The organism is Amycolatopsis umgeniensis (assembly GCF_014205155.1).
GTDB classification, from domain to species: Bacteria; Actinomycetota; Actinomycetes; order Mycobacteriales; family Pseudonocardiaceae; genus Amycolatopsis; species Amycolatopsis umgeniensis.
Window position 1 is genome coordinate 701,842 of sequence record NZ_JACHMX010000001.1, and the last position, 26,073, is coordinate 727,914.

Annotated in this window: 16 protein-coding genes and 1 pseudogene; 5 read left to right on the forward strand and 12 right to left on the reverse strand. The window is 68.8% G+C overall.

Annotated elements, in window-relative coordinates:
- Positions 1-84: 84 nt before the first annotated feature.
- From HDA45_RS43170 to HDA45_RS03135, 5 genes and pseudogenes are all read right to left on the reverse strand, one after another.
- Positions 85-1,533: pseudogene (locus tag HDA45_RS43170) on the reverse strand (polyketide synthase); the annotation flags it as partial.
- Entirely contained in the window at positions 1,530-4,712 is a 3,183-nt protein-coding gene (locus HDA45_RS03120; protein WP_184891791.1) for a non-ribosomal peptide synthetase, read from the reverse strand. The pseudogene HDA45_RS43170 and the gene HDA45_RS03120, both read right to left, overlap by 4 nt.
- Positions 4,705-7,893: a non-ribosomal peptide synthetase gene (locus HDA45_RS03125; RefSeq protein ID WP_184891792.1), complete on the reverse strand. Its 3,189-nt coding sequence runs from the start codon at positions 7,891-7,893 to the stop codon at positions 4,705-4,707. Before HDA45_RS03125 ends, HDA45_RS03120 begins: the two co-directional genes overlap by 8 nt.
- Positions 7,890-9,422: an ABC transporter substrate-binding protein gene (locus HDA45_RS03130; protein WP_184891793.1), complete on the reverse strand. Its 1,533-nt coding sequence runs from the start codon at positions 9,420-9,422 to the stop codon at positions 7,890-7,892. The genes HDA45_RS03125 and HDA45_RS03130 overlap by 4 nt, the downstream gene beginning before the upstream one ends.
- 298 nt (positions 9,423-9,720) lie before the next feature.
- Positions 9,721-10,737 carry a ParB/RepB/Spo0J family partition protein gene (locus HDA45_RS03135; RefSeq protein ID WP_184891794.1) on the reverse strand — a complete coding sequence of 339 codons (1,017 nt, stop codon included), beginning with the start codon at positions 10,735-10,737 and terminating at the stop codon, positions 9,721-9,723.
- 663 nt (positions 10,738-11,400) lie between these two features.
- Here HDA45_RS03135 and HDA45_RS03140 point away from each other — a divergent pair.
- Complete coding sequence (locus HDA45_RS03140; protein WP_184891795.1) at positions 11,401-11,988, forward strand: DUF1707 SHOCT-like domain-containing protein; 588 nt, start codon at positions 11,401-11,403, stop codon at positions 11,986-11,988.
- On the opposite strand, the gene HDA45_RS03145 is transcribed toward HDA45_RS03140, so the two are convergent.
- The 6 genes from HDA45_RS03145 to HDA45_RS03170 form a co-directional block, all read right to left on the reverse strand.
- Positions 11,966-13,321 carry an MFS transporter gene (locus tag HDA45_RS03145; RefSeq protein WP_221470999.1) on the reverse strand — a complete coding sequence of 452 codons (1,356 nt, stop codon included), beginning with the start codon at positions 13,319-13,321 and terminating at the stop codon, positions 11,966-11,968. The two genes, HDA45_RS03140 and HDA45_RS03145, sit on opposite strands and share 23 nt — an antisense overlap.
- A 26-nt stretch (positions 13,322-13,347) precedes the next feature.
- Entirely contained in the window at positions 13,348-14,133 is a 786-nt protein-coding gene (locus HDA45_RS03150) for an ArsR/SmtB family transcription factor (RefSeq protein WP_184891796.1), read from the reverse strand.
- Between the two features lie 58 nt (positions 14,134-14,191).
- On the reverse strand, positions 14,192-15,160 hold the full coding sequence (locus HDA45_RS03155) for an aspartate carbamoyltransferase (protein ID WP_184891797.1): 969 nt from the start codon (positions 15,158-15,160) through the stop codon (positions 14,192-14,194).
- Positions 15,157-16,044, reverse strand: coding sequence for a ThiF family adenylyltransferase (locus HDA45_RS03160; protein WP_184891798.1), 888 nt, complete (start codon positions 16,042-16,044; stop codon positions 15,157-15,159). The genes HDA45_RS03155 and HDA45_RS03160 overlap by 4 nt, the downstream gene beginning before the upstream one ends.
- Positions 16,045-16,095: 51 nt before the next feature.
- The gene (locus HDA45_RS03165; protein WP_184891799.1) at positions 16,096-17,610 is read right to left on the reverse strand and encodes a carbamoyl phosphate synthase preATP-grasp domain-containing protein; all 1,515 of its coding nucleotides are present in this window, start codon (positions 17,608-17,610) and stop codon (positions 16,096-16,098) included.
- A 277-nt stretch (positions 17,611-17,887) separates the two neighbouring features.
- Positions 17,888-18,454, reverse strand: a complete 567-nt coding sequence (locus HDA45_RS03170) for a DUF4331 family protein (RefSeq protein WP_246480590.1) — start codon at positions 18,452-18,454, stop codon at positions 17,888-17,890.
- 204 nt (positions 18,455-18,658) lie between these two features.
- On the opposite strand from HDA45_RS03170, the gene HDA45_RS03175 reads away from it, so the two are divergent.
- Positions 18,659-19,204 (forward strand): DUF4760 domain-containing protein, encoded by a 546-nt coding sequence (locus HDA45_RS03175; protein ID WP_184891800.1) that lies wholly within the window; start codon positions 18,659-18,661, stop codon positions 19,202-19,204.
- A 3-nt stretch (positions 19,205-19,207) separates the two neighbouring features.
- On the opposite strand, the gene HDA45_RS03180 is transcribed toward HDA45_RS03175, so the two are convergent.
- Positions 19,208-20,938, reverse strand: a complete 1,731-nt coding sequence (locus HDA45_RS03180) for a cation:proton antiporter domain-containing protein (protein ID WP_184891801.1) — start codon at positions 20,936-20,938, stop codon at positions 19,208-19,210.
- A 123-nt stretch (positions 20,939-21,061) separates the two neighbouring features.
- Here HDA45_RS03180 and HDA45_RS03185 point away from each other — a divergent pair, with 123 nt between their 5' ends.
- The 3 genes from HDA45_RS03185 to HDA45_RS03195 all read left to right on the forward strand — a co-directional run bounded on the left by HDA45_RS03185 (position 21,062) and on the right by HDA45_RS03195 (position 26,066).
- Entirely contained in the window at positions 21,062-23,860 is a 2,799-nt protein-coding gene (locus tag HDA45_RS03185; protein WP_184891802.1) for an NB-ARC domain-containing protein, read from the forward strand.
- Between the two features lie 173 nt (positions 23,861-24,033).
- The gene (locus HDA45_RS03190) at positions 24,034-24,687 is read left to right on the forward strand and encodes an SDR family NAD(P)-dependent oxidoreductase (protein ID WP_184891803.1); all 654 of its coding nucleotides are present in this window, start codon (positions 24,034-24,036) and stop codon (positions 24,685-24,687) included.
- A 161-nt stretch (positions 24,688-24,848) separates the two neighbouring features.
- Positions 24,849-26,066, forward strand: coding sequence for a cytochrome P450 (locus HDA45_RS03195; RefSeq protein WP_184891804.1), 1,218 nt, complete (start codon positions 24,849-24,851; stop codon positions 26,064-26,066).
- Positions 26,067-26,073: the final 7 nt, after the last annotated feature.

A 26,073-nucleotide genomic window follows, 5' to 3' on the forward strand; every position in this document is an offset into this window, starting at 1 on the left:
CCGGGCGGCGCGCTTGCCCGCCCTGCGCAAACCGTCCAGCAGTTCGGCCCGGTTGCGCACGGGGAACGCCACCCGCCACGGCAGGTGGTCCCGGCCGCGGTTGAGGGTGTGCAGGACATCGCGGACGTCCAGTTCGGGGTCGTCCGCGATCCGCTCCCGTAACGCCGCACAGACGCGGGCGACCGCGGGCCAGCCGCGACCGGACACCGTCGCGACACCGCCCGCCCACTCCGACGATTCCCCGCCCGCGGGCCGTGCCGCCGGTGCCGACTCCACGACGGCGTGCGCGTTGGTCCCGGCCAGACTGAACGAGCTCACCCCGCCGAGCAGCGGGCCGTCGTCGTCCGCCTTCCACTCGACGAGTTCGGTGGCCACCCGTATACCCAGCCGATCGAAGTCGACGAGCGGGTTGGGGCGGGTGAAGTGCAGGGACGGGTAGATCACCCGGTTCTGGATGCCCGCGACGACCTTGACCAGCCCGGCGAGACCCGCCACATGGTCGAGGTGGCCGATGTTGGTCTTCACCGAACCGATGACGCAGGATTCGCGGCCGGACGCCTGTCCGCCGCCGGCCCGGGAGATCGCCTCCACCTCGATGAGGTCGCCCAGCCGCGTCCCGGATCCGTGCGCTTCCAGGTAACCGAGCCCTCCTGGCCGCAGACCGGCCTTCCGCCAGGCGTCCCGCAGCAGGTCCACCTGCGCGGCCGGGCTGGGCGCGCTCAGCCCGTTGGACCGGTCGCCGTTGTGGTTCACCGCGGTCGAGCGGACGACGGCGTGCACGTGATCGCGATCCCGCACGGCGTCCGACAAGAGCTTCAGCACGAGCACCACGCCGCCCTCGCCGTCCCCGGTGCCGTCCGCGTCGGCGTCGAAGGCCCGGCACCGGCCCGAGGAGGACACCACTTCGGCGTAACGATCGTCGGCGGCGTCGGCGAACGTGCTGCGCACCGCGACACCGCCGACGATCGCCAGGCTCGCCTGACCGCCACGCAACATGCCCGCCGCGAGGTCGAGCGCCACCAGTCCGGTCGAGCATCCGGTGTCGACCACCAGCGCCGGGCCCTGGGTGCCGAGCAGATGCGCGATCCGGCCCGGCAACACCGAGGTGCCCGTGCCCAGCAGGGTCAGCACCCCTTCGTCGGCCTCGGTCATCAGCTCCGGGTAGTCCGAACGCCCGCCCGCCATCACCACCGCGGTCCGGGTACCGCGGACGCTGCCGAACGCGTGGCCGGAGTCTTCGATCGCCGCGTAGGTCAGCTGGAGGGAGAGCCGGTGCTGCGGGTCCATCAACTCGGCTTCGCGCAACGGGATCCCGAAGAACTCGTGGTCGAACTCCTCGACACCGGTCAAGGACGCGAGCGGCCGGTGGTCGAGGCCCGGGTCGATACCCGCGAGGCGCAGCCGCTCGACGGGCACCTCCCGGACGCTGTCCTTGCCCTCGGCCAGATTCCGGTGGAAGCGCCGCAGCGAATCCGCGTCCGGCAACCGCACCGCCATACCGGTGATCGCGATCGGCTCGGAAGCGGGGGTCATGACGTCCTCCCCTGTCCGTCGATGAAGGCGGCGATCCGCCGCACCGTTGTCTGGTCGAACAGGTCGACCACCGACGGGGCGGGCGCGCCGAACTCCTCGCCGAGCCGTTCCGCGAGGACGACCAGCAGCAGCGAGTTGCCCCCGGCGGTGAAGAACGGGGTGTCCCTGGCGATCTGCCCGGCTCCGGTGACGGCGAGCCAGATCTTCGCCACCCGCTTCTCGGTTTCGGTCGACGGTGGCGCGCCGTCCGCACCGATGTCCTTGTCCGGCACCGGAAGCGCCGCTCTGTCCACTTTGGCGTTCCCGGTCAGCGGGATCTCGGGGACGGCGATCAGGTACGCCGGGACGAGGGCGGCGGGCAGGATCCCGCGGAGATACCGGTCCACCACCGCGGGATCGATCGTCACCCCCGGGCGCGCGACGGCGTACCCCACCAGCGCGGGCCCGGCGCGCAAATCGGACCGCAGCAGGACGACGGCGTCTTCGACGTCCGGGTGGGCGCGCAGCGCCGAGGCGACCTCGCCGGTCTCCACCCGGAAACCGCGAAGCTTGACCTGACCGTCGATGCGGCCGAGGAACTCCAGCCTGCCGTCGGCGAGGAAGCACACGAGATCGCCGGTGCGGTAAAGCCGCGCGCCGCTTTCGCCGGAGAACGGATCGGGGACGAACCGGTCGGCGGTCAGCGCGGGCCGTCCGAGGTAGCCGCGGGCCAGCCCGGCCCCGCCGAGCAGCAATTCGCCCGGCACTCCCGCGGGCACCGGCCGCATGCCGGGATCCACCACGTAGACCGTCGTGTTCCCGACCGGACTTCCGATCGGCAGCGTGCCTTGGCCGGACCGCACCGCGTGCACGGGCTCGAACGTGGCGAACAGCGTCGACTCGGTCGGCCCGTACATGTGCAGTACCGCGTCACTGTCCACATGGTCCAGTGCGGCGGACACCGCCGCCGGGTCGACGACGTCGCCGCCGACGAACAGGGTCCGGATCGACGACAGCAGCTCCGGCGCGTGCTCGACGATCAGGTTCAGCTGGGGCGCGATGAGCTGCATCATGGTGACCGGATGGGTGTCCACCGCGGCCCTGATCTGGTCCAGGATCGCGGAGGTTCCGGCGTCCCCCGGCGGGATCGCGACCGCGCCGCCGTTGAGCAACGGCCCCCACAGCTCGACCAGCGACGCGTCGAAGGCGAGCGGTGACAGATGCAGGCACACGTCGCCTGGGCCGAACTCGTGGAAGCGGGCGCCCCGGACCAACCGCCCGATCGAGCGCTGTTCGACCCCGACGGGGTTGGGTTTGCCGGTCGAACCGGACGTGTAGATGACGTGCGCGAGGGTGCGGCCGTCGGCCCGCCGGGACGGGTTCCCGGCGGCGGGGCCGGACGTGATGTCCGCCCACGGCACCACCCCTGGCAAGCCGGCCACCGCGGGGGACGACTCGGCGTCGGTGAGGACCACCGCGGCGCCGGAATCCTCGACGAGCAGGCGCAACCGCTCCGGCGGATGGTCGGGCGTGAGCGGCACGTAGGCCGCGCCGGATTTGAGCACGCCCAGGATCGCGGCGATCGCCTCCGGGGAACGGCGCAGGCACAGCCCGACCCGTGATTCCAGGCCGATCCCCCGCGCCAGCAAGCCTCGCGCCACTCTGTTCGCCAACGAGTTCAGCTCGGCGTACGACAGGACGCCGCCGTCGTGGTGGACGGCGGACGCCTCCGGGGTCGACGCCACCTGTTCCTCGAACAGCTCCTGGATCGATCGGTCCGGGAACGGGGTCCGGGTGCGGTTGACGTCCTCGACCAGGTGTGCCCGCTCGGCGCCGACGACCAAGGGGACTTCCCGCACCGGCCGGTCCGGTTGTTCGACCAGCGCCGTCAGCGAGCGCACGAGGTAACCGGTGAGCCGGACGATCGTGGCCTCGTCGAAGAGATCGGTGTCGTAGGTGACGATCGCCGTGAGATCGTCGCCGCGTTCCTGGAAGGTGACCGCGAACTCCCATTTCGCGACCCCGAGGAACGAGTCGGCCCGGGAGACGCGCAGACCGGCGAACCCGGTCGGTTCGACGACCCGGTCCAGCGCCACCGCGACCTGCGCGAGTGGGGTCCGGCTGAGGTCGCGGCCGGGTTCGAGCACCTCGGCGAGCCGTTCGAACGGCATGCCCTGGTGCTCCATCCCGTCCATGAAGGTGAGGAAGACCTGTTCCAGCAGGTCGGCGAAGCTGGGATTCCCGCCGAGGTCGGTGCGCAGCACCAGCCCGTTGACGAGGAAGCCGAGCACGTTCTCCGCGGCGGGCAACGGCCGGTTCGCCACCTGAACGGCCACCGGCACGTCGTCCTGACGGGCCCAGCGGCCCATCGCCGCGGCGACGACGGCCACCAACGCCATGTAGAGGGACACGTGATGCTCCCGGCAGAGCGACCGCAACGCCGTGGCCGTCGCCTCCGGCACCGGGATCCCGTGCGCCGCGCCCCGGAACCCGGGGCGCGCCGGGCGCGGCCGGTCGGTGCGGAGGTCGAGCGGCGTGAGTCCGGTGAGGGCTTTCTCCCAGTAGGCCAGCAACTCCGGCTCCGCGGCCGCCACGACGTGCCGCTCCCACTCGGCGATGTCGCCGTGCTGGACGGGCAGTTCCGGCAGAACCGGTTCGCGGCCGTCGGCCAACGCCGAATAGCACACCGCCAGCTCGGCCAGCAGCACGTCCTCGGACCAGCCGTCGAACACCGCGTGGTGCACGGAAAGCGCGAGCAGATGCGCACGCGCTCCGACACCGCGCAGCGAGGCGCGCAACGTCGGCCCCGCGCTCAGATCGAACGGCTCCTGGCCTTCGCGGATCGCGTCGAGCCGCGCGGACTCCCATGGATCCTCACCGGCGTCCGTCACGACCGGGAGCACCGGCATCGGAGGGTGGTTCTCCGGCGCGCCGACCGGCCGGATCCGCTGGCGGAGTTCCGTGTCGTGGACCAGCGCCGTGCGCAGGCTCTCGTGCCTGTCCACGAGTCGCCACACCGCTTCCCGCAACGCGGCGACGTCCAGCTCTCCTTCGATCCGCAGAAGGATGAGGTAGTTGTAGGCGAAGCTGTCCGGGAAGAACCGTTGCAACGGCCACAACCGGCGCTGCGCGAACGACGCGGGCAGCAGGACGCGGCCGTCTTCGTCCGGTCGCCGGACCAGCCGCACGAGGTCAGTCACGACGCCCACCTCCCTCTGCCGCATCGAGCGCGGTGGCCAGGCTCGCGACCGTCGGATTCCGGAACAGCAGCCGTAACGGGATCTCGCGGCCGACCGCGCGCCCCGCCCGCGCCACGACCCGCAGCATCGTCAAGGAATGGCCGCCGAGATCGAAGAAGTCCTCGTGCACGCCGACCCGCTCGGCCCCGAGCACCTCGGCCCACACCTCGGCGAGCGCTTTCTCCAGCGGGGTGCTCGGTCCATCCGAGCCACCTGTCCCGGGTCCGGCAGGCGCGGGCAAGGCCGCGCGGTCGAGCTTTCCGCTGGCGTTGAACGGGAGTTCGGCCAGCACCGTGATCGACGACGGGACCGCCGCCGCGGGCACCTCACCGCGCAGGAATTCCCGCAGCCGCGCGGGTTCCGGGTTCACCCCGGCGGTGGCGGGCGTGACGTAGCCGACCAGTGACGGGGACACCCCCGGCGTGGACCGGTTCAACACCACCGCGGCCTGTCCGACCGTCGGATGCGCCCGCAACGCGGTCACCACCTCGGCGGGTTCGACCCGGGTGCCCCTGATCTTGACCTGGTCGTCCATCCGGCCGAGGAACTCGAGGTCGCCGCTCGGCAGCCAGCGGCCGAGGTCACCGGTGCGGTACAGCCTCGCCCCCGGCTCGGGAGACCAGGGATCCGGCGCGAACCGGTCCGCGGTGATCGCGAGCCTGCCGGGGTAACCGCGGGCCACCGCGACGCCGCCGATGCAGATCTCTCCGGGGACGCGCGCCGGTGCCGGGTTGAAGTCGTCGTCCAGCACGTAGGCCCGGATATGCGCCAGTGGTTTGCCGATCAACGCGACCGGCGAGTCGCTGTGGCCGGGGTAGGTCCAGCCGCTCGCGGTGATGGTCCCTTCGGTGGGGCCGTAGCTCACGACCGCCCGCACGTGCGGCGCGACCTGGCGCCACTCGGCGAGTTGTTCGGTGGTCACGACGTCGCCGCCGACGGTCACCAGGCGCAGCCTGCCCATCCTCGCCGCGGGATCGGGATGGGCGATCAGGGTGCGGACGACCTCCCAGCCGTACTCGGGCAGCAGTTCCATCACCGTGACGCCGTACGCGCACACCACGTCGAGCAGCTTGTCCGGGCTCCACACCTCCTGGTCGCGCAGCAGCACTGTCGCACCGGTCAGCAGCGGGGTCAGAGCCTGTTCCAGCGACGCGTCGAAACCGATCGACGAGAACTGCAGGACGACGTCGTCCGCGTGGATCTCGTACAACTGCTCGATGCTGCGGCAGTTGGTGGCGACCGAGGCATGCGTGATCGCGACCCCCTTGGGGGTGCCGGTGGATCCGGAGGTGTAGACGAGATACGCCAAGTCTTCCGGGTGTTGCGCGCGGGCGGGCGCCGCCGGCGACGACGGACCCGAGGTCGGGCCGTCCACGCACAGGGCGAGCCGTCGGTCGCCCGACAGACCGGGCGCGTCCAGCCGGGAAAGCAGCGCCTGCTCGGTCACCACGGCACTCACCCCCGCGTCGTCGAGCATGAGCCGAAGCCGCCGGTCGGGCAGTGCGGGATCGAGCGGGAGATAGACGCCGCCCGCGCGCAGAACGGCCAGCAGCGCGACCACCAGGTTCGCCGAGCGGTCCAGGAACACCCCGACCACCCGTTCGGGACCGATCCCTTCCCCGCGCAGCCGTCGCGCCAGCGTGTCCGCCGCCTCGTCCAGTTCGGCGTAGCTCAGCGTCACGTCACCGCAGACGACCGCCGTCGCGGTACCTCGGCGCCGGATCTGCTCTCCGATCAGCTCGTGGACCAGGCGGGACACGGTGGGCGCCGGAGGCGGGCTGTACCGGTCCACGATCCCGGCGCGCGCCGAGGGGGTCAGCGGGTGCACCGAACCCACCAGGGCCGACGGATCGGCGGCGAGCGTGTCGAGGATGGTGAGCAGGCCTTCCGCGATGTCGCGCACCGCGTTCTCGTCGAGATGCTCGCGCTGGTGCTCGAGCACGATCCGCGGTGTCTCGCCGAGCCACACCGTCACGAACAGCGGGTATCCGGTCTGCCCGAACCGGCGGATCAGGTTCATCCGGAGCTGTCCCGCCGACCACCGGTCGTCGCTCGAACCCGGGTAGTTCTCGCAGACCATGACCGAATCGAACAGTCGCGTGCCGGGTTCCAGCCCGGTCGCGGCCTGGACTTCCGCCAGTGACTCCCCGCCGTGTTCGCGGGCCGCCGCCAGCCGTTTCTGGTTCGCCCGCAGCCAATCCACGACGGTCGCGTCGCGATCCACCCGGACCCGGGCCGGGATGGTGTTGATCAACAACCCGATCGGCTGCTCGTCGTCGGGGACGTCGAGCGGTCGCACCGAGACCGTCGAGCCGAACAGCACGTCGCGGCTCCTGGTGTAGTGGCCGAGCAGCAACCCCCACGCCGCGTGGAACACCGTGGCCTGGGTGACCCTGGCCTGCCTGCACAACTCACGCAGGGCGGCGGTCTTGGTCTCGTCGAGCAGCACGCTGTGCTCGCCGGTGCCGCCGCTCTTCCCCGGCTCGGCGCGGCGGTCGACCATTTCGGGCAGCGGCGCGTTACCGGTGAAACCGCTCAACTCGGTGCGCCAGAAGGCAAGTGACGCCGCGGCGTCACTCGAGCGGGCACGGACGGCGAAGTCACCGAATCGCGGCGAGGGCCGTTCCGGCGCGGCATCCCCTGCGTAGGCGGCCGCCAGCTCCCGCAGGACCAGCGTCCGGCTCCAGCCGTCCATCAGGATGTGATGCGACGTCCACAGCACCAGATGCGCCGCGTCCGCCACCCGGATGACGGCGATCCGGCTCAACGGCGCGGTGTCGAGCCGGAACCCGCGTGCCTGGTCCGCTCGCAGCATCGCGTCGAACCGCTCGTCCTGCTCGGCGGGGCCGAGCAGGCTCCAGTCCAGGACGGTCAAGGACAGCGGCACGTCCGGGAGGACGGCCATCCGGGGCTCCGCCAGATCCCGCCAGCGGATCTCGGCGCGGAAGACCGAATGCCGCCGGATCACCGACCGCCACGCCGCGCCGAAGGCGTCGATGTCCAGCTCGCCCTCGACGCGGAACAGATGCTGCACCAGGTCGGCATCGTTCTCGGGATCGCGCAGCGCGTCCACGAGCATGCCGCTCTGCAAGGGGGTCAGCGGCCACGAGTCCTCGGCCGTACCCGGTCCGGCGTCGGTCATCCCACCGGCCTCGAGGTGTAGAACCCCCAGTAACCCGCCTGCTCCATGATCGGCCCGGTGCCCGCCGGCTGACGGGTGAACCCGGTGAACCGGTCCGACCGGTACGCCTCCAGCGCGACCGGATAGGCCAGCAGGATGGTGGGCACGAGGTCGTAGTACCGGGCCTGCGCCTGCTTCACGATCTCGGCGCGGGCCGCCGGGTCCATCTCGGCCAGCTGCCGCTCGTAGAGAGCGTCGAACTCGTCGTCCGCGAGGAACGAGGCGCTCACCGTGGTGTCGCGGTCCGAGGGCAGGCTCTTGCTGGTCTGCCTGGACAGGATCCAGTCGGGGTCGGGCGGACTGCCCCAGCCGGCGACGGTGAGGTCGAACCGGCCGCTGTTGTACTCCTCTTCGTAGTCGTCGTCGGGCAGGCCTGTCGACTCGACACCGATGCCGAGTTCGTCGAGCCAGCCGGCGATGTGCTTGGCCGCCCGCTCGTGGTAGTCCGTGCCCAGCCGCCAGAGCAGCCGGAGCCGCAACGGGTCGCCGTCGGGACCGACCCGCCTGCCCTCTCGCAGGCGATAGCCCGCGGCCTCGAGCTCCTCACCCGCCCGCGTCAGATCGAATTCGTACCGCTGTTCCTCCGACGGTTCCCAGTGATAGTCCGGGAAGACGGCGGGCACGATGCCACCGGGGGCACGGCTGAAGCCGCCGTAGACGCCGTCCCGGATCGCCTCGACGTCGATCGCCTTGGCGAGCGCCTTGCGCACCCGGATGTCCCGTAGCGCGGGGTGACCGTCGCCGATCGGCTGCCGGTCCCGGTTCAGCGCGCCGAGGTTGAGCATCAAGTGGTTGTAGCGACGGCTGTCCGCTTCCACCACGGTGACGCCGTCGGTGGCCGAAAGCTTCCGGTGCTGTGTGAAGGTCACCCGGTTGACGACGTCGACCTCGCCCGCGCACAACGCGTCGACGGCATCGTCCGCGCTCTCGAAGAAGATGAGGTGGATTTCGTCGATCGCCGAGCGGCCACGCCAGTAGCCGGGATTCGCCTTCAGGATCGTGACGTCGTCCTTGCGGTGCTCGGCGACCAGGAACGGGCCGCTGCCCACCCCGACGATCTCGACGGACTCGCCGAGCGGGTCGTCCATGTCCTCGACCACGCGCCAAACGTGCTCCGGGACGATCGGCACGTCGAGCGCCGTCATGCTGGCTTGCGGCGACTTCGTCCGGAACCACACCGTGTCGTCGCCCTCGGCCTCGACACTCACGATGTTCTCGACGTAACTGCCGTTCGCCTCGGCGGCCACTTCGTCCGACATGATCTTGTCGAAGGTGAACGCCACGTCGTGTGCGGTCAGCGGTGTGCCGTCCGACCACGTCAGACCCTGACGGATCACGCACTTCCAGGTCAGCTTGTCTTCGGAAGGCGTCAGCGACTCGGCGACCCCGCTCGTGGGCTTGTAATCGACCGGCGACGGCGGTGTGAGGAATTCCCAGCACAGCCTGCCGATCATGGCGCCTGCCTCTTTGACCGCCCGAAACGGATTCACGTGGTCGATTCTCTGCGACAGGGCCACGCGCAATATCGAATTCCCATGGTCGCGTTCCTCTGCAGCCACCACACCCCGGCCCTTCTCAATTCGGGTACGCCTCGATTGTCCTCAACACAACCAGGATCCGGCGAGATCCGTCAACGTCGGTCAAGCGGCACCGATCACACGACGGCGGCATGCGGCATTTCCCCGGATCAAAAGGGATCGGAGTGCCATTCAAGGACACGAAAAGAGCGCGGCCGTCAATTAGCCGCGCTCTTTTGAAGCTTCGCTGATCACCGCTCGATGTGACGATTCATCGTCCGAGTGGCTTCGCGACGTCTTGGGGGACATCCCCTTCACGGACGCGCTGTTCCAGCCGGGTGACGAACCGCTGCCAGTCCGTCACGCAGTGCCGGGCGAGCTCGACGACCGTGCCCGTGCAGTGCTGCGGCACGTTGTCCGCCAGGCTGAGCCAGCTCTCCTCCCCGCCCGCGTGCAGGTTCAGCGACTGCAGCAATGCCCGGCCGGTTTCGGCGAACCGCAACGACGGATCCGCCCGCAACCGCCGCAGGGCCGTTGCCCTGTCCCAGACCTGGGCTTCCTCGGCGGGGCCCGCGATCCGGACCGGCTCGGACCGCTGTCCACTCGGGACCAGATCGTCACCGCAGCGCAGGCGTCTGCGCACATCCTTCACAGTGGTCGTCGAGATCCCCGCCACGCGGGCGACCTCCTCGACCGGGGTGTTCGGGTTCGCGATCAGAAGCTCGCCCGCCCGGCGTCTGCCCTCGACGCCGTTGAGCGGCCGGACCCGGCCGTCCCTGCCGACCCGCGCGGTCAAGTGGGGATTTTCCCCAGTCGACCGGCGCCGGATCGCGCCGACGGTCTTGTGCGCGAGACCGGCGAGGGCCGCGATCGCGCGGTCCGACCATTCGCCGTGGGTGCAGATGATGCGTCTCGCGGCGGCTTTCCGATCGGCCAAGGCGAGCGACAGGCCGTGGGCGATGTTCGCTTTCACCGCGAGCAGGAACGCGTCGTCCACACTGCCGTCGAAGAAGCGCGCCGCGATGGTCGTTTCGCCCCGCGTCTCCGCGACGCGGATCCGATGCATGCCGTCGATCACCCGCATCGTCGCGCGGTGCACGATGATGGGCGGCAGCGCGACTTCCCAGGTCGCCAATTCCCGTACGTGCGCCGGATCCTCGCCCGCGGTCCGCGGCGAATCGGCGGGTAGCAGCGAGGCGATGGGCACCCGCACCACCTCCTGGTCGAGATGCCCTGGGACGGTGGCCGGATGCTCCGCGGCTGATTCCGGACGCGCTCGACTGTTCATTCCTTGCCCCCATAGCCTTGATCGCGGACCTCTCCCTGGATTCAGGGTCTGGTACCGCTCGATCGCGCGGACCGGCGGCCATCCCGGAGGTATCCGGGATGCGCACACGGCGGCTCGGCGCCAACCTCGAATTCGAAATCTTTCGGACGCGAGTGATATCGCTGGAGGACAACGGCCAGCGCGGCTTCAGGCAATGAAATGACCGTCCTTCCCCCAGTGAGCTGTCACACTCAGACCGCTGGAGTGGACCGCCCGGTTGTCATGGAACCAGCCGGACGACTTGGCGGGCAAGAGGGATACAACGAAAGCACCAACGAGAGGACGACAGGACGTTCAGGGTGACTCCCTGTCATGGAAGTGCACCCGATAAGACCTTGAGTACCACCTCGGCGCGATGCGTCCGGCGCGAAGAGGTTCAAGCGCGCAATCGACCTTTATCGGCGATTTGCGCGGATAAAGGTCGCGTCCAATGCCGTGTCACTGTCGCGACCTGGACAGAGAGTTGTGACCTGCATCACTGATCTGCCAAGTCTCGAGCGCTTGCCTCGATTTGTCACGCCCGTCATCCTGGATCTCCGGCACCCGCTCACCCGTGTCAGGGTCACCGGACGAGTTTTTCTTCACCTGTAAGGAAAAGCGCCGCCGGACCCTACAATCGCGGCCATGTCTGAAGTGGAGCGTTCGGCGAGGCGAGTGGCTGATTCCGACCGCGAAAAGGTGGCTCAGCTGCTGTACGAGGCCATGGGGGCGGGCCGGATCACCACCGCCGAACTGGAGACGAGACTCGACGCCGTCTACTCGGCGAAGACCTTCGCGGACTTCGAACCGGTCATCGCGGACCTCTCTCCGATGAGCACCGGCCCCGAGGACGCACGAGGCGGGCGGTCCTCCATCGCCGTCATGTCGGGCACACGACGACGGTTCGACGGCATGCTGCCGTCGAAACACGTGAGCCGGGCCCTCTGGGGAAGTGTGCGTCTCGATCTGCGGTACGCCGAGATCGCCGCCGACCCCTGCACGATCAGGGCCGTGGCGATCATGGGCGGCGTCAAGATCGTGGTCCCGGAGGACTTCGTCGTCGACGTCCGGGGCGTCGGGCTCATGGGCGGGTTCGGGACCGGACGCGGTCGGGCGCCACGGCGGGCGGCGGTCGGTGCGCCGGTACTGCGCGTCACCGGTTTCGCCTGGTGGGGGTCGGTGAAAGTGATCCGGAAGGCCCGCGAGCCCCTCACTCGCGGCCGGAGACGGTGAGCCAGGTGAGTCCGAGCGCGGCCATCCAGGTCACCGCGCCGAGGACGCCGATCGTGTGCAACCCGGAGGTGAACGCGGCGCCGTCGGCGGGCGGCCCCGCGATCGCCCCGTAGCCGGCGACGGCCAGGGCTCCTGCGGCCTGCCGGGCGGTGTTGTTGACCCCGCTCGCGAGGCCCGCACGGTCGGCGGGGACGGATCGGATCGCCGCGGCCACGACGGCCGCGGTCAGCAGGCCCATGCCGATACCCAGGCCGAGCAGCGCCGGCAGCAGCCGGAGATAACCGCTGTCGGGACGGAGTCCCAGCATCGACAGCGATCCGGCCGCGCCGATCAGCAGCCCACAGGTGAGCGGCGGCCTCGGACCGTACCGTCCGGTGAGGCGGCCCGTGACCGGCGCCAGCGCCGCCAGCGGTACGAACAGCGGCAAGAGCATCAGCCCGGCGGTGAACGCGTCGCGGTGCTGCACTGTCTGCAGGTACAGCGTCGCGACGAAGATCGTTCCGATCCCCACCAGGTTCATCGCCGCCGCCACCACGTTCGCCCCGGCGAAGGCGGGCTTCCGCAGCAGGTTCAGCGGGAGCAACGGTTCAGCCGCCCGGCGTTCCCACCACAGGAACCCGGCGAGCGTGACCGCGGTGGCGATCAGGACGAGAGGCTCGCCGGCGATCACGGCGTACACGGTCGTCGCGAGTGTCGCCGTCGCGAGGAGGATTCCCGGGATGTCGAGCGGTCGCGGATGCTCGTCGCTGGTCTCGGTGACCAGACGCGCGGTCAGCGGGATCGCCAGCGCGATGATCGGCAGGTTGATCAGGAAGACCGCGCGCCAGCCCACTCCCGACACCAGCGCGCCGCCGATCAGCGGTCCCGCGGGCAGCGCGAGTGCGGAGACCCCGGCCCAGACTCCCACCGCCCGAGCCTGCTCCGCCCGCTCCGGGAAGGCCCTGGTGACGACGGCGAGCGTGCCGGGCAGCAGCATGGCCGCGCCAAGGCCCTGCAACGCGCGGCCGCCGATCAGGGTGGCGACGCCGGGTGCGATCCCGCAGATCAGCGACGCCGCCGCGAACACGCCGAGTCCGGTGAGCACCACGCGTTTGTGGCCGTAACGATCGCCCAGCGTGCCGCCCGCGAGCAGCAGGCTCGCCAGGACGACCGCGTAGCCGTCGACCACCCATTGCTGACCGCGCAACCCGGTCTCGAGCCCCTCGGCGATCTGCGGCAACGCGACGTTGACGATGGTGACATCCAGCTGCACCAAGAACATCCCGACGCACATGACGGTCAGCAGCAGCCGCCGTCTCGTCGACACGGGTCGTTCTCGCGCTGTCGAAGCCATGCGCGGTCATCCTCCGATCTCGTGGGTCAGGCGGCTTCCGGCTGGGCGAAGTCGAAGCCGAAGAACTCGGCGAAGCCCTCGCGGCCCTCGTCGGTCACCCGCAGGGCGCGGGGCACCCCCTTGGCCCGCCGGGCGACCCAGCCCAGTTCTTCGGCCCGGGTCAGCAGAGCCGCTCCCAGTGCTCCTGCGAGGTGGTGCCGTTGCTCGGTCCAGTCGACGCAGTAGCGCACGACCTTCCGCCGCCCGGCCGGGACAACCACGCCCAGACCGCCGAAGAATTCCCAGCCCGTCTCCGTGACGTGGTACTCGATGTCCTTGCCGGGCGCGGAAAGCCGATCGTGGCCGGAGGACTCCGGATGATGAAGACCGTCTCCGCCCTCCAGCGCGTGCGACGCCAGCAAAGACCGCATCACCTCGACACCGAGCTGCCCGGCCAGGTGGTCGTAACAGGTCCGCGCCGAGCGCAGGGCCCGTGCCCGGCCGTCCCCGCGCAGTGACCGGACCGGCCGGGGAGGCGCCAGTCGCGCCAAGGCTTCCAGCGCTTCGGCCACCCGTGCGGACGCCAGTTCGTAGTAGGCGTGCCGACCCTGGCGACGAACCCGCAGCAGACCGCCTTCGGTCAGCCTCGTCAGGTGTGCGCTCGTCGTCGACGGCGCGACCCCCGCTTCCACCGCCAAGACGGACATCGGCAAGGCCCGTCCGTCCAGCAGCGCGAGCAGGATCGCCGACCGGGCCGGATGGCCGACCAGCTCGGCGGGAGAAGTGAAATCCGCTTCCCCGCCGAGCCGGAGGTCGTCCTGCTTCTTGGGCATGGTCCTCACTGTAGGACGGTTTCGTTTCGTCTCCGGGCGAAACGTGGCCACCGCCCGCTCAGGCCAGCTCCAGCAGGCGGCAGATCAGCGCCGCTCGCAGGGAAACCCCGCGCCGGACTCCCTCGAAATAGTGAACATTCGGCAGGGCCGTGCTTTCCGGCGGGAGTTCGCCCGCCCGAGGTCCGGTGTGGAACACGTGGGTGTGGGCACCGACCGTACTGAGCAACCGGCGGTCGAACACGAACTCCGGAGCCAACGGCGCCGCGTCCGGTTCCCGCCGGGCGGCGGGAACGTGGAAATCCGGCAATTCGAACGGGATCATGCTGACCGCGTCGGCCACTTTCACCAGATCGACCGCATTGTCCACTTCGTACGAACTGACGCCGAATTCGTCCATGATGGACTCTTCGCCCAGATCGACGGTACAGCCCGGCGGCGGCAGGAAGACGACGCGGGCGATCCCCAGCCGGCACAAGGCGATCAGGGTCGATCTGGTCGCCCGGCACCCCGGATCGCCGACGAGCCCGATGGTCGCGCCTGCCGGTGAACCCAGCGTCCTGCTGATCAGCCAGCTGTCCAGCAGGCCCTGGGTGGGGTGTTCGCGCTCCCCCGCCCCGGCGCTGATCACGGGCACCGGGGAGACCGCGGCCGCCCGTTCACCCGCGTCGTCGTCGACGTGCCGCAGGACCAGAAGGTCCGAGTAGCCCCCGACGACCTGCACCGTGTCTTCGAGGCTCTCCTCGAAGAAGTCCCCGGCACGGGTGGTCGAGGCGTCGGCGAAGCCGATCGTCGTACCTCCGACGCGGCGGGCGGCGGTCTCGAAACTGAGCCTCGTGCGGGTGCTGTTCTGATAGAAACAGCAGCCGATCACCGCGCGCGGCGCCAGACCGGGCAACACGGAGGGCGGTTGCGCGTCGATCCATTCCGCCAGGTCGAACAGCGAAAGGATGTCCTCGGTTCGCCAGTCCAGCAGGGAGATCGCGTGTGCGGGCGTGGTACCGGTGTCGATCCGGAACGGCGCGATCATCGCTCCCACCACTTGCCTTCGACGGTTTTCGCGATCCACTTCTGCGTGTCGAGCATCGCGTAGCCGGGGGTCACCGGCAGCTCCTGGGAACCCGGCAGCCGGTCGAGGCCGGTGATCGCCTGGCCGAGCCGGGAGGCGAGCATGCCCTGGGCGAGCGGCGGTGTCCCGGCGAAGATCGGACAGGTGAGTTCGTCGATGAACCACCGTTCCAGCATCTCCTCACCGGGGAAATCGGGCATCTCGGGAATGAACCGGCTGATCAGCCGGCGGGCGTTGGCCTCGTTCATCGGTGCCCCGTAGGGGATTCCGAAATACTCCTCGGCGGTCATCGAGTCCTTCGTCCACTTGAAGAAGAAGGTGCGCTGCCCGAACACCGGGGTCAGCATCATGAACCGGCACCGCTCCGACCGGCGGAAAGCCTGGTGCAGCGTGTACCGGGCGTCGAGTTCGTACAGTTCGATCTTGTCGAGGATGTAGTCGCAGCCCGCCACGAATTCGTCGACGCTTTCCGGCGTGATCCCTTCGGGGTAGACGTCGATGTTCACGTCGTGCGTGGTCTCGAAGACCAGTTCCGCGACGGCTTCGGCCTTGTTGCGGCCGATGGTCCCCACACCGGCGCCGAACTGCCGGTTGATGTTGGAAACGTCGAATTTGTCGGGATCGGCCAGCTTGAGGTTCCGCACGCCCATCCGGACGAGCCTGTCGGCGGTGGCGCCGCCGATGCCGCCGCATCCCGCGACGCCGATCACGGCGTCCTTCAGCTTCTCTTGCCGCCCCCGCTGTTCCTCTTCGGTGTCACCGAGCCAGCCGAGGTTGCGCTTGACCCGCTCCCAGTAGAAATCGTCGTCCATCTTCGTGCTGTAGCGCCTTCGGTCGGACGTCATCGTCTTCCTCCGTTCGCTGTTTTCTCCGGCCCGCGCGGTCACGCGGGAGATTCAGGGGCGCTGGAAAACCGGGAAGTCGTCCCGGATCAGCGCTTCGATCGCGTGCACCGTCGCTTCGGCGTGGCGAAGGCCCAAGGCGCAGGGGATTCCCGTCGCCTCGGCGGCCAGCCCGTCCGCTCCGGACCCGGTGGCGATCAGCAGATCGAGCTTGCCGTCCGCGATCTCGCCGGCAAGATCTTCCTCGGCGACATGGACGCAGGGCACGGCGTGCCGGTCGAACATCGCGGCACAGTCGGCGCCGGCGAGGATCTCGAAGCCGAGTTCGCCCAGGCGTTTGACCGGGAAGAGCAGTTCGCGCCGGTCGCGGCAACCCGCCGAGACGTAGACGCGTCCACCGGTGGGCAGCCCGCCTTCGCAGGCTTTCGCCAGCGCCCTGCCCAGCGACCGGTCGAGCCCCATCCCGGCGTCACGCACGGCGACTCCGGGCACGGGCGGCGAGTCCCCGGCCGGGAGCACTCCTTCGGCGCGAAGTTCGGAGATCGATTTCCCGGCCAGGAGCAAGGCCGCCGCCTCCGCGAGCGGCACGCCGGTCGCCTTGGAGACGAACGGCACCGTGCCGGATCCGCGGGCGGCGGCCTCGACCACGTGAAGATCGTCTCCGGTGGCGTCGTACCGGACGGTCAGCAGCCCTCGCGTCCCGGCGTCGCGGGCGATCGCGCCGGTCAGGTCCAGAATGGACGCGAAATCCGGTCCGTCGACAGCGTTCGGCTGGAGCGCGCCGGGGGCGTCCTCGGCCTCTCCGAGCTGCTCGATGATCCCGCCCAGGTAGACCTCGTCCCCATCGGTCAACGCGTCGACGGCGATGTGGCCCGCTCCGCTCCGCGCGGGAACGAGGAGCTCCGCCGCGCCGCCGAGCAGCGGGACGCCGGCGTCGGCCAGGTCTTCGGCCAGCGACCATGCGGCGGGGCCGCCCAGTTGAAGGACCACTCCGGCGAGTTCCTCCTCCGCCGCACAGACTTCGAGGAGCTCTTCCGGCCTCAGCCGTTCCAGGTACCGGTGGTCGAGTTCCGGGCTGAGGACGTCAACCCCGGAGTCGACGATGATGGCGTGAAAGCCCGCTTTCCGGAAACCGGCGGCGGCGTGGGCACAGGAATGCTCGTAGTCCACACCGTGGCCGCCCGCGCCGACGATCACCACGGCCCGGCTTTCCGCCCGGTCCGCGAGCGACCACTCCGTCCACAGTGGAATGTCCAAGGCCTCGGGTTCGAGTACGGCCACGTCGTAACGCTTCAGCACACCGCGTTCGGCGAGGGCGGCGGCGCAGCCGTCCGCACCCCGCCCCGGCAGCAGGTGATCCACCGGGTGGCCGCGGTCCCACTCCCCGGCGATGATCCTTTCGACGAATGCCGGTGCCACCGGTTCGATGTAAGCCGCGTCCGCGAATCCGGGATCGGTCGTGACCGCGGCCGGATCCGGGCTCACCGCGCTGACCCGGATCCCTCTTTCCCGCAGAAAGCGGCACGCCGCGCCGCAGAAATGGGCGGATTCCGCACCATTGTCGATCACCAGAACATGTTGAAAATCTCTTTTGTCCGGCATTACCCCACCATTGCTTGCCGATCAGGAAAGCGGATCGTCGTCTTCATTCGAAGTGATTTCGAGCGTAGGAACGGCCTGAATGGTCCGCAACCGGGGCAACACCCCCGACACCGGACCGAACTGCCCGAACTGCCGCAACCGACACCTGCAGGCGCACCAAAGAGGACTGGTCCGAATGTCCCATTTTCGACAGGGAACAACGAAGTATGTCTGATTGATGTGGAACATTTCATGACGATGAAACTCACCTGATCGGCGCAGGGAAACTGTCGCTTAGAAGACACGGGGAGCGGAATGCCCGAAAAATACCGGCAGTCCAGTTGACCGAGCAGGGATACGGATTCGGCAATTTTCCGGCGGCCGATTTCAGGAAATCGATGGGCCGCCCGTCGACGTACTTCCGGGCATACCGGTAAGTGTTGTTCCCCCGCCGGTCGTCGGTGCGGAAGTTCCATCGGTAGGTCAGATCCGCTTTCGCGTCACCGTTGTTGTCGATGTTGATGTCGTGGTGCGCGTCCGTGACCCACGGATGGAAATTCGGCCCGCCATGGGGTTCCTCGAACGGGTACCAGTTCGCGATCAGGGTCACGGTGTCCGGTTTGTCCGGGCTCACGAACGAGTACACATCGGTGTTGTCCACGGGCGGGTCACCCGAAATCAGTGGAGCTTCGCGGTGAATCGAGGCAAACGCCGGACCGGCCGACAGCCCGGCGAGGGGGCTCGCCGGCACCGCGGCCCCGACCGCGATGACCGCGACAGCCGCTCTCCGCCGGTTACCGGCACGGCGGCGCGCGGGATGGGGTGTAGCCATTTCCATTCCTTTCCGCGAAAGCGTGGCGGAGGGCGGGCACGCCGTTCCGGAACCGAGTCCGGAGCCCCGGCCCCCCGCCGGACGCCGATGGTGCACGCCGTCGCCAGTGGGGATGTTGTGGAAGTGTTGTGGGCTCCCGTAACCAAAGCGAAAGCAGCGACGACTCCTCCCCCGACGCAGGCTGTCAAGGAGGAGCGAAGGCAAATGCAGATGATCGCCGCCCTGATCTCCGTGCTCGCCGCGGCGATCGCGTTCGGGCAGGTTCACCTCATGCGGAACACCGCCCACGGTGAACTGCTCAACGAGATGCTTCGATGGCAAGGCGCGCAAGGTCTTCGCGACAACCGGGCCCGGATGTACGGCATCGCGAGCAAGCCGTTCGAAACATGGACCGCGGAGGAGTACCGGTGCGTCGAGCGGGTCTCGACGGTCCTCGACCAGATCGGCTTCCTGGTCAAGCACCGCTACGTGACCATGCGGGCGTTCCTGACCTGGCACAGTCAGGTGGTGCTCTGTTTCCAGATCGCGCATCCGTTGATCAGCTACCGCCGGAGCGAAGAGAACGTCCCGGAGCTGTTCCTCAACTTCGAGTGGCTGGCTCGGTGGTCCCTCGAAGCCACGCGGCGGCGAGCGTGGTGGCATAAACGCGGCTGGCGGCGCCTTCAGGAACGAACGTCCACGCTCACAACGACTTTCGACCTGGCGGAGATCTCTTCGACCCGCCGGACCGACGAGCCACCGCGACCCTGAAGCTCAGGAGGGCGGTTTGTCCGCCAGTTGCTCGAGGCGGGCCATCTCCACGTCCAGGGAGGTTTGCGCGCGGCTCAAGGCCTCCGAGCTGTAAAGACCGCTCGACCGGGCAAGCTGGAGGCGCTCGGACTGCTCGGTGAGGACGCGCAACCTCAGCCGCAGATACTGGAACACGCTTTCGACCTGGTCCGGCTGAGGGCGTTCGGCCGAGACACGCGCGTCCGACCGCACCCGGTCCAGGACCCGCTCGCCGAACGGGCCGTTGCCCGGGTCTTCCAGGGCCGGATCGTCCAAAAGGGACCTGGCCGCGTCGGTCAGCTCGGTCATGAGGCGGACGTACTCCCGGCGCAACCGGTCCGGGTCCTCCTCGGGTACACGCGCCGCGCGGATGACCGCCGGGAGCGTCAGTCCCTGCACCAGCAGCGTGGTGGTCGCGACCACGTAGGCGATCAGGACCAGCAGGGCGCGATCCGGCGTATCCTGCGGAAGGGTCTGCGCGGCTGCCAGGGTGATCGCACCGCGCATCCCGGCCCAGCCGAGCACCACCCCGCCGCGCCAGCCCAGCGTTTCGGTGAGCCGGAACTCGACGTCGGCGGCGGCGCGGTCGAGCCGTTTCCGGAAATGCGCCACCCGCCGGGGTGACGCCTTGTCCAAACGCTCGGTGACCGCGGGATCGGACTCATCGCCCCGCAGAACCGCCTGTGTCGTTTCGAGGCGCGGCTTGAAGCGCGCGGCTTTCCGTTGTTCGCGATAAAGGCCGGCGACGAGCGGTCCGACGAAGACGATGCGCGCGACGATGACGAGCACCGAGGCCGCCAGGCCGATGAGGAGCGCGTGCCAGGCGCTCGAGCCGTCCTTGTGCACCTCGTCGACCAGGGTTTTGACGCTGAGTCCCATGAGCAGGAACATCCCGCTCTCCAGCAGGAAGGCGACGGTGCGCCAGTTGACGGTCTCGGCGAGACGATCCGTCGCGCGCAGGTGCCGCGGGGCGAGGTGCCCGGTCACGAGCCCGGCGACGACGACCGCGAGGACGCCCGAGGCGCCCGACTCCTCGGCGGGCAAGAAGGCGATGAACGGGACCACGAACGAGATGGCGGTGTTGAGCACGGCGTTGCCCAGCAACGCGCGCACCCGGACGTTGACGATTCCGACCAGGATCCCGATCCCGACCGCCACGACGACCGCGTAGACGAACTCCCCCACGATGCCCCAGACCGACACCGACCCGGCGACCGCCGCGACGGCGGACCGCAGCAACACGAGCGCGGACGCGTCGTTGACGAGCCCCTCGCCTTCGAGCACCGTCAGCAGCCGGGGCGGCAAGCCGAGCCGGCGTCCCACGGACGTCGCCGCGACCGCGTCGGTGGGGCTGATGACCGCGCCGAGCGCGAAGGCGGCGGGCCAGCCGATATCCGGCACCAGCCAGTGGAAAAGCCAGCCCGCGCCCAGCGTCGACCCCACCACGAGCAGGACCGCGAGACCGGTGATCGGCCGGATGTTCCGCCGGAAGTCGACCATCGGCATGTTCACCGCCGCCGAGTACAGCAGCGGGGGCAGCACCCCGGCGAGGATCAGCTCGGGTTCCACCTCCGGATGCGGGACGCCCGGCAGAAAGCTCAGGCCGATGCCGACCAGCACGAGACTCAGCGGCGCGGCCAGGTTGAGCCGCTCGGAAAACGCGGCCACGAGCACGATGCTGATGACGCCGAGCACGACGACGAGGGTCAGGTCCACAGGTTGTCCGTGTCCTCTCGCTGGTCAGGGCCGTTCACGGCACTCCGGACGTGTCCATTGGTGACATGACATGGCGGGACCCGCAAGTCGAAGCCCTCACTCGCGTCCGAGACACTCACCCGTGTGCCGCGCACCTATCGACGGTGGTCTCACCCACGGGACGACGAAGCACCGCGACGGCCTTCACGTGTCACCTGGCCGATAGGGCGATCGGGCGAACGGGGGTGTGTTGTGAAAGCCACGTTCGCAACGGTGAAGGTTGCGAACGTGGCTTTCGCAACACCTGCCCACGGCCCATCCACCACCACTCACCTCACCGGGTGTCACATCTCGCTCCGGCCGGTCGATCAAAGAGGCATGGACAGTGGTCGTACCCGTCTGGCAGCCCGCCGCGCGCTGGTGTACCTATCCGCCCGGTTCGCGGCGATTCGGATCATGACCGCGTGGGCGCGTGGAAAACGGAAGGCTTTGCTCGTTCTCGCGGTCGCCGCCAGCGCGGTCTGGATCGGGCTGGACCGGTGGCTGCAGGTCGGCGACCAGATCGCCTCCATCATCAGCGGGATGCTTCTGGTCGGCGTGTTGACGGTGAACAGGGTCCGACGGTTCCTGGGTCTCGGAGCCAATGTTTCGAATGCACTCGAACAAGCCGCTGCCACCACCTCGATCCGTTATCTGGGCGAAGCCGCGCCGCGCAACTTCGTCAACCGCGAAAGCAGCCTCAAGACGCTCAACGATCTGCTGGACCTGCATCTCGCCGCTTGTCGGGCGCACCGGATTCCGAGTCAGGCACTGGTGATGACGATCGGCGGCATGGCCGGAGTGGGAAAGACCGCGCTGGCGTTGCATTGGGCCCATCAAGTGAAGGATCAGTTCCCGGACGGGCAATTCTTCGTCAACATGCGCGGCTACTCCGCCGACGGGCGATCGGTCGCGCCGAGCGAGGTTCTCGAGCGGTGGCTGAGACAGCTGGAACCCGATGCACCCCTGCCGGACACCTTGGACGCACTGTCGGCGATGTTCAGAGACATCCTGGCCACGAGACGTGTTCTGCTGGTTCTCGACAACGTGTCGGGAGAAGAACAGGTTCGCCCCTTGCTCCCGTCTGTCGGAGCGTCGGTCGCGATCGTCACGAGCCGTGACGCGCTGGATGGCCTGGCGGGTATCGAAGTCACGACCGCCGAGAGTCTGAGCGAGCTCACCCCGCAGGACTCGCAGCGCATGCTGACGGCGATCATCGGTCAACCGGCGATCGACAGCCCCGAGTCGATCGCGAGACTGGCGCGGTACTGCGCGCACCTTCCCCTTGCCCTCCGGGTCGCCGCCGGGAGCATCGTCACGAAGTCGCGCCGGGGATACCCTTTGAAGACTTTGATCGCGGCCTTCGAAATCGAGGAGCACCGGCTCTCGCGGCTGGGAAGTGGCTCGGGCGACAGCAGAAGCGATGTGAGGGTGGCCTTCTCGTACTCGTACCAGGCACTCGACGCGACCGCACGACGCGCCTTCCGGCTGCTGGGCTTGCACCTCGCGGCCGGCAGCACCATCGACGCGTACGTGATGGGAGCGCTACTCGACAAGCCCTCGGCCGAGGCAGCCACGATCCTGGAGCGTCTCGAACACCGCGGCCTTGTGGCGGTTGTCGTGAACGAGGCCGCTCAAAGCACCGAGCCCGAGCTGCGGTATCTGGCGTATCGGTATCGCGTGCACGACTTGCTTCGTCTGTACGCGGGCGAGCTGATCCTGCGTCGTCGTCACCGTCGTGAACGCATCGCCGCTCTGCAGCGGCTCACCGAGGCGTACCACGGCTGCGTCAACTACGCGTTCACCATGCAGAACAAGAAAAACCCCATGGTGGACATCGAGTACGTCGAGAAGTGGTGCGCCGATCCGGCGGGGAGGGCATCGGTGGATCTCGCCGGTTCGCCCACGGAGTGGTTCGATCGCGAAAGGCCCAACCTCCTCGGCGCGGTACACGCCGCCGCCGCGGCACGGCCGCGTCCGAGGTACACCGCCAAACTCGCGTGCAGTCTGTTCTACTTCCTGGAGATCGGCGGGCATCTGTCCGACTGGGCGGCGGTCGAAGAAGTCGGAGCGGAGGCCGCGACCGCAAGCGGTGACCGGCACGACCGAGCACGCTCGCTACGCAACCGCGGTCGTTTCGCGCTCGTCAAGGTTCTCGACACCCAAGACCGTCTGCGTGACGACCGCGTCGCACATTCCGTCGACAGGACCCCCTGCCGGGAGGCCATCGCGCTCCTCGAGTCGAGCCTGGACCTCTACCGGAAAGAACATCGTCAGCGCGGACTTCGGCGAGATCAAGCCGGTGAGGTCACCGTGCTGCGCGAACTCGGGGACTCCTACCGGCTGAAGGTCGACCCCGCCGCTCCCCATCCCGCGTTGATCGCGGCGGCGATCGAGAAATACGACGAGGCCGCCGACATCTACGCGACACTCGACAACGAGAACGGCTTGAACTCGCTACGGCTCGCTTTGGGTATCGCATACGTCCTCGAAGACCCCGAGGATCGAAGTGGCAAAGCCGAAGAGCTGTTCACCCAAAGCCACAGGTACGGAACCATGATCGACAGCGGACGCGCCCAGCACGGGAGACTCGCCGCGTACTCCTTGATCCACCTCGGCGAACTGCGGCATCAGCAAGGCCGCCAGGACGAGGCCATCCAGTGCTACCGGGAAGCGGTGGCCATGCTTCGGGCGCACGTGCCACACGATCACGTGCGGCGTGCGCGCGCACTCGCCTTGCTCGCACAGGCTCTCGCGGAAAGCGGCGCTCGCCACGAGGCGGGCGTACATTTCCACGAGGCACTCACCATGTTCGCCGCTCGCGGCCGTTCGCACGAGGACGAGGCCTCCGTGGTGACCCTCTGGCTCGCCCGGCACGGCATCGACGACCAGCGAAACGCTTGACCAACCCACCGGACTGGACAGTTGGACGGGCCGCCGAGGGCACCGTCTCCCCGCCGCCGAAAGCCATGTGGACAAAGGGATATCCGCGTAGTCTGCGGAATCCCCGGGCTCCTGAGCAGCCTGTACCTCCGGCGCCACCGCAGCCCGCAGCCTGTCGAGCAGTGAGGAGCATCATGGCCGAACAGCGCACCGCCTTGGTCACCGGAGCCAACCGAGGCCTCGGGCAAGCGGTCGCCGCCGAGCTTTCCCGGCGGGGGCTGCGGGTCGTGCCCACGACACGGCGACCAGGCGAAGCGGGCGGCCCGCAGGTACTCGACGTCACCGACGCCGAAAGCGTACGGACCGCCGCGGAACAGGTCGGCGAGGTCGACGTGCTGATCTGCAACGCGGGTGTCCTGCTCGATCCCGGCAACGATCCGTTGTCGGTACCGCTGGATCTCGTCGAGCGCAGTTTGGCGGTGAACCTGCTGGGCGGCTGGAGGGTGGCGCAGGCGTTCCTCCCGGGGATGATCAGCAGGGGCTGGGGCCGGGTGGTTTTCGTTTCCAGCGACGCCGGTTCCTACGACAGGGGACTTTTCACCGGCGCACCCGGCTATTCGGTGTCGAAGGCCGCGCTCAACGGGCTCACCATGATGCTCGCCTCGCACGCGAAGGGCACCGGTGTGCTGGTGAACGCGGTGAATCCGGGACCGACGCGGACCAGGATGATGCCGATGGCGGAGCGATCGGCGGAGGAGTCCGCGAACGAGATCGCCGACGCCGCGACGCTTGCCGATGACGGCCCCTCCGGCGTGCTGCTCGAGAACGGACAGCCCACTCCCTGGTAGCGCCGTTCCCAAGGCAGGACTGAAGCCCTGCTCCTCTTCGGAGGGGCGGGGCTTCGGTCGTATCCGCGAATGTGAGGCAGTTCACATCCGATTTGTCCGATTACCGGGGTCCTCCGCACCGGCATGCTGCAGGCGCAGATCACTCGACACGAGGAGGCCCCATGCCCGGCGAAAACGCGGCGGCACAATCATTTCCGATGGCCCGCGCCGCGCGTTGCCCGCTCGCTCCGCCGCCGGAACTGACCCGGCGGGCGGAAACCGACCCGGTGTCGCGCGTGAGGCTGTGGGACGGCAGCACCCCATGGCTGATCACGCGCCACGAAGACGTGCGCGCGGTACTGGCCGACCCGCGGGTCAGCGTCGACGCCACGCGACCCGCCTTTCCGCACACCAACGCGGTGAGCAAGGCGCGCGATACGCACATGAAGACGTTGATGCAGATGGACGCGCCGGAACACACCGCCCAGCGACGGTTGCTGACGCCGGAGTTCACGATCAAGAAGATGGCGGCTTTGCGGCCTCGGATCCACCGGATCGTCGACGACCTCATCGACACGATGCTCGACGGCCCCAAGCCGGTGGATCTGGTCCAGGCCTTCGCGTTGCCGGTGCCCTCGCAGGTGATCTGCGAACTGCTCGGCGTGCCCTACTCCGATCGCGCCTTCTTCCAAGGAGTGGCCCGCACGCTCGTGATGGACGAACTCGATCCCGGACAGGCCATGGCCGCCAGCGAGGCCCTGAACACTTACCTGGAGGACCTGGTCGCGAAGAAGAACGCCGAACCTGGCGAGGACTTGCTCAGCACCTTGACCGTCGAGCAGTTCCGGACCGGAGCGATGACCCCACGCGAGATCGCCACACTGGGCCAACTCCTCCTGGTGGCCGGGCACGACACCACCGCCGCCATGATCACCTTGGGCACGATCGCGCTCCTGACCCACCCGGACCAGCTTCAGGCGATCCGGGACGCCGATAATCCCGCCGTGGCGGCCGACGCCGTCGAAGAACTCCTGCGCTACTTGTCCATCACCCACACCGAAGCCCGTCGTGTCGCACGGGAAGACCTGATGGTCGGCGGCAGGCTCATCCGCGCCGGCGACGGCATCATCGCGGTGAAGAGCACGGCCAACCGAGACCACACGGTCTTCCCCGACCCCGGCAGGCTCGACATCCACCGCAAGTCCCGCCACCATCTCGCTTTCGGCTACGGCAAGCACCTGTGCCTAGGCGCCGCGCTGGCCCGGGAAGAGCTCCAGGTCGTCTACAGCACGCTCTTCCGACGTGTACCGACCCTGAAGCTCGCGACATCGCCGGACGAACTGGCCTTCGACGAGAACGCGGTCTTCTACACGGTGCGGGAGTTGCCGGTCACCTGGTGACACCCGA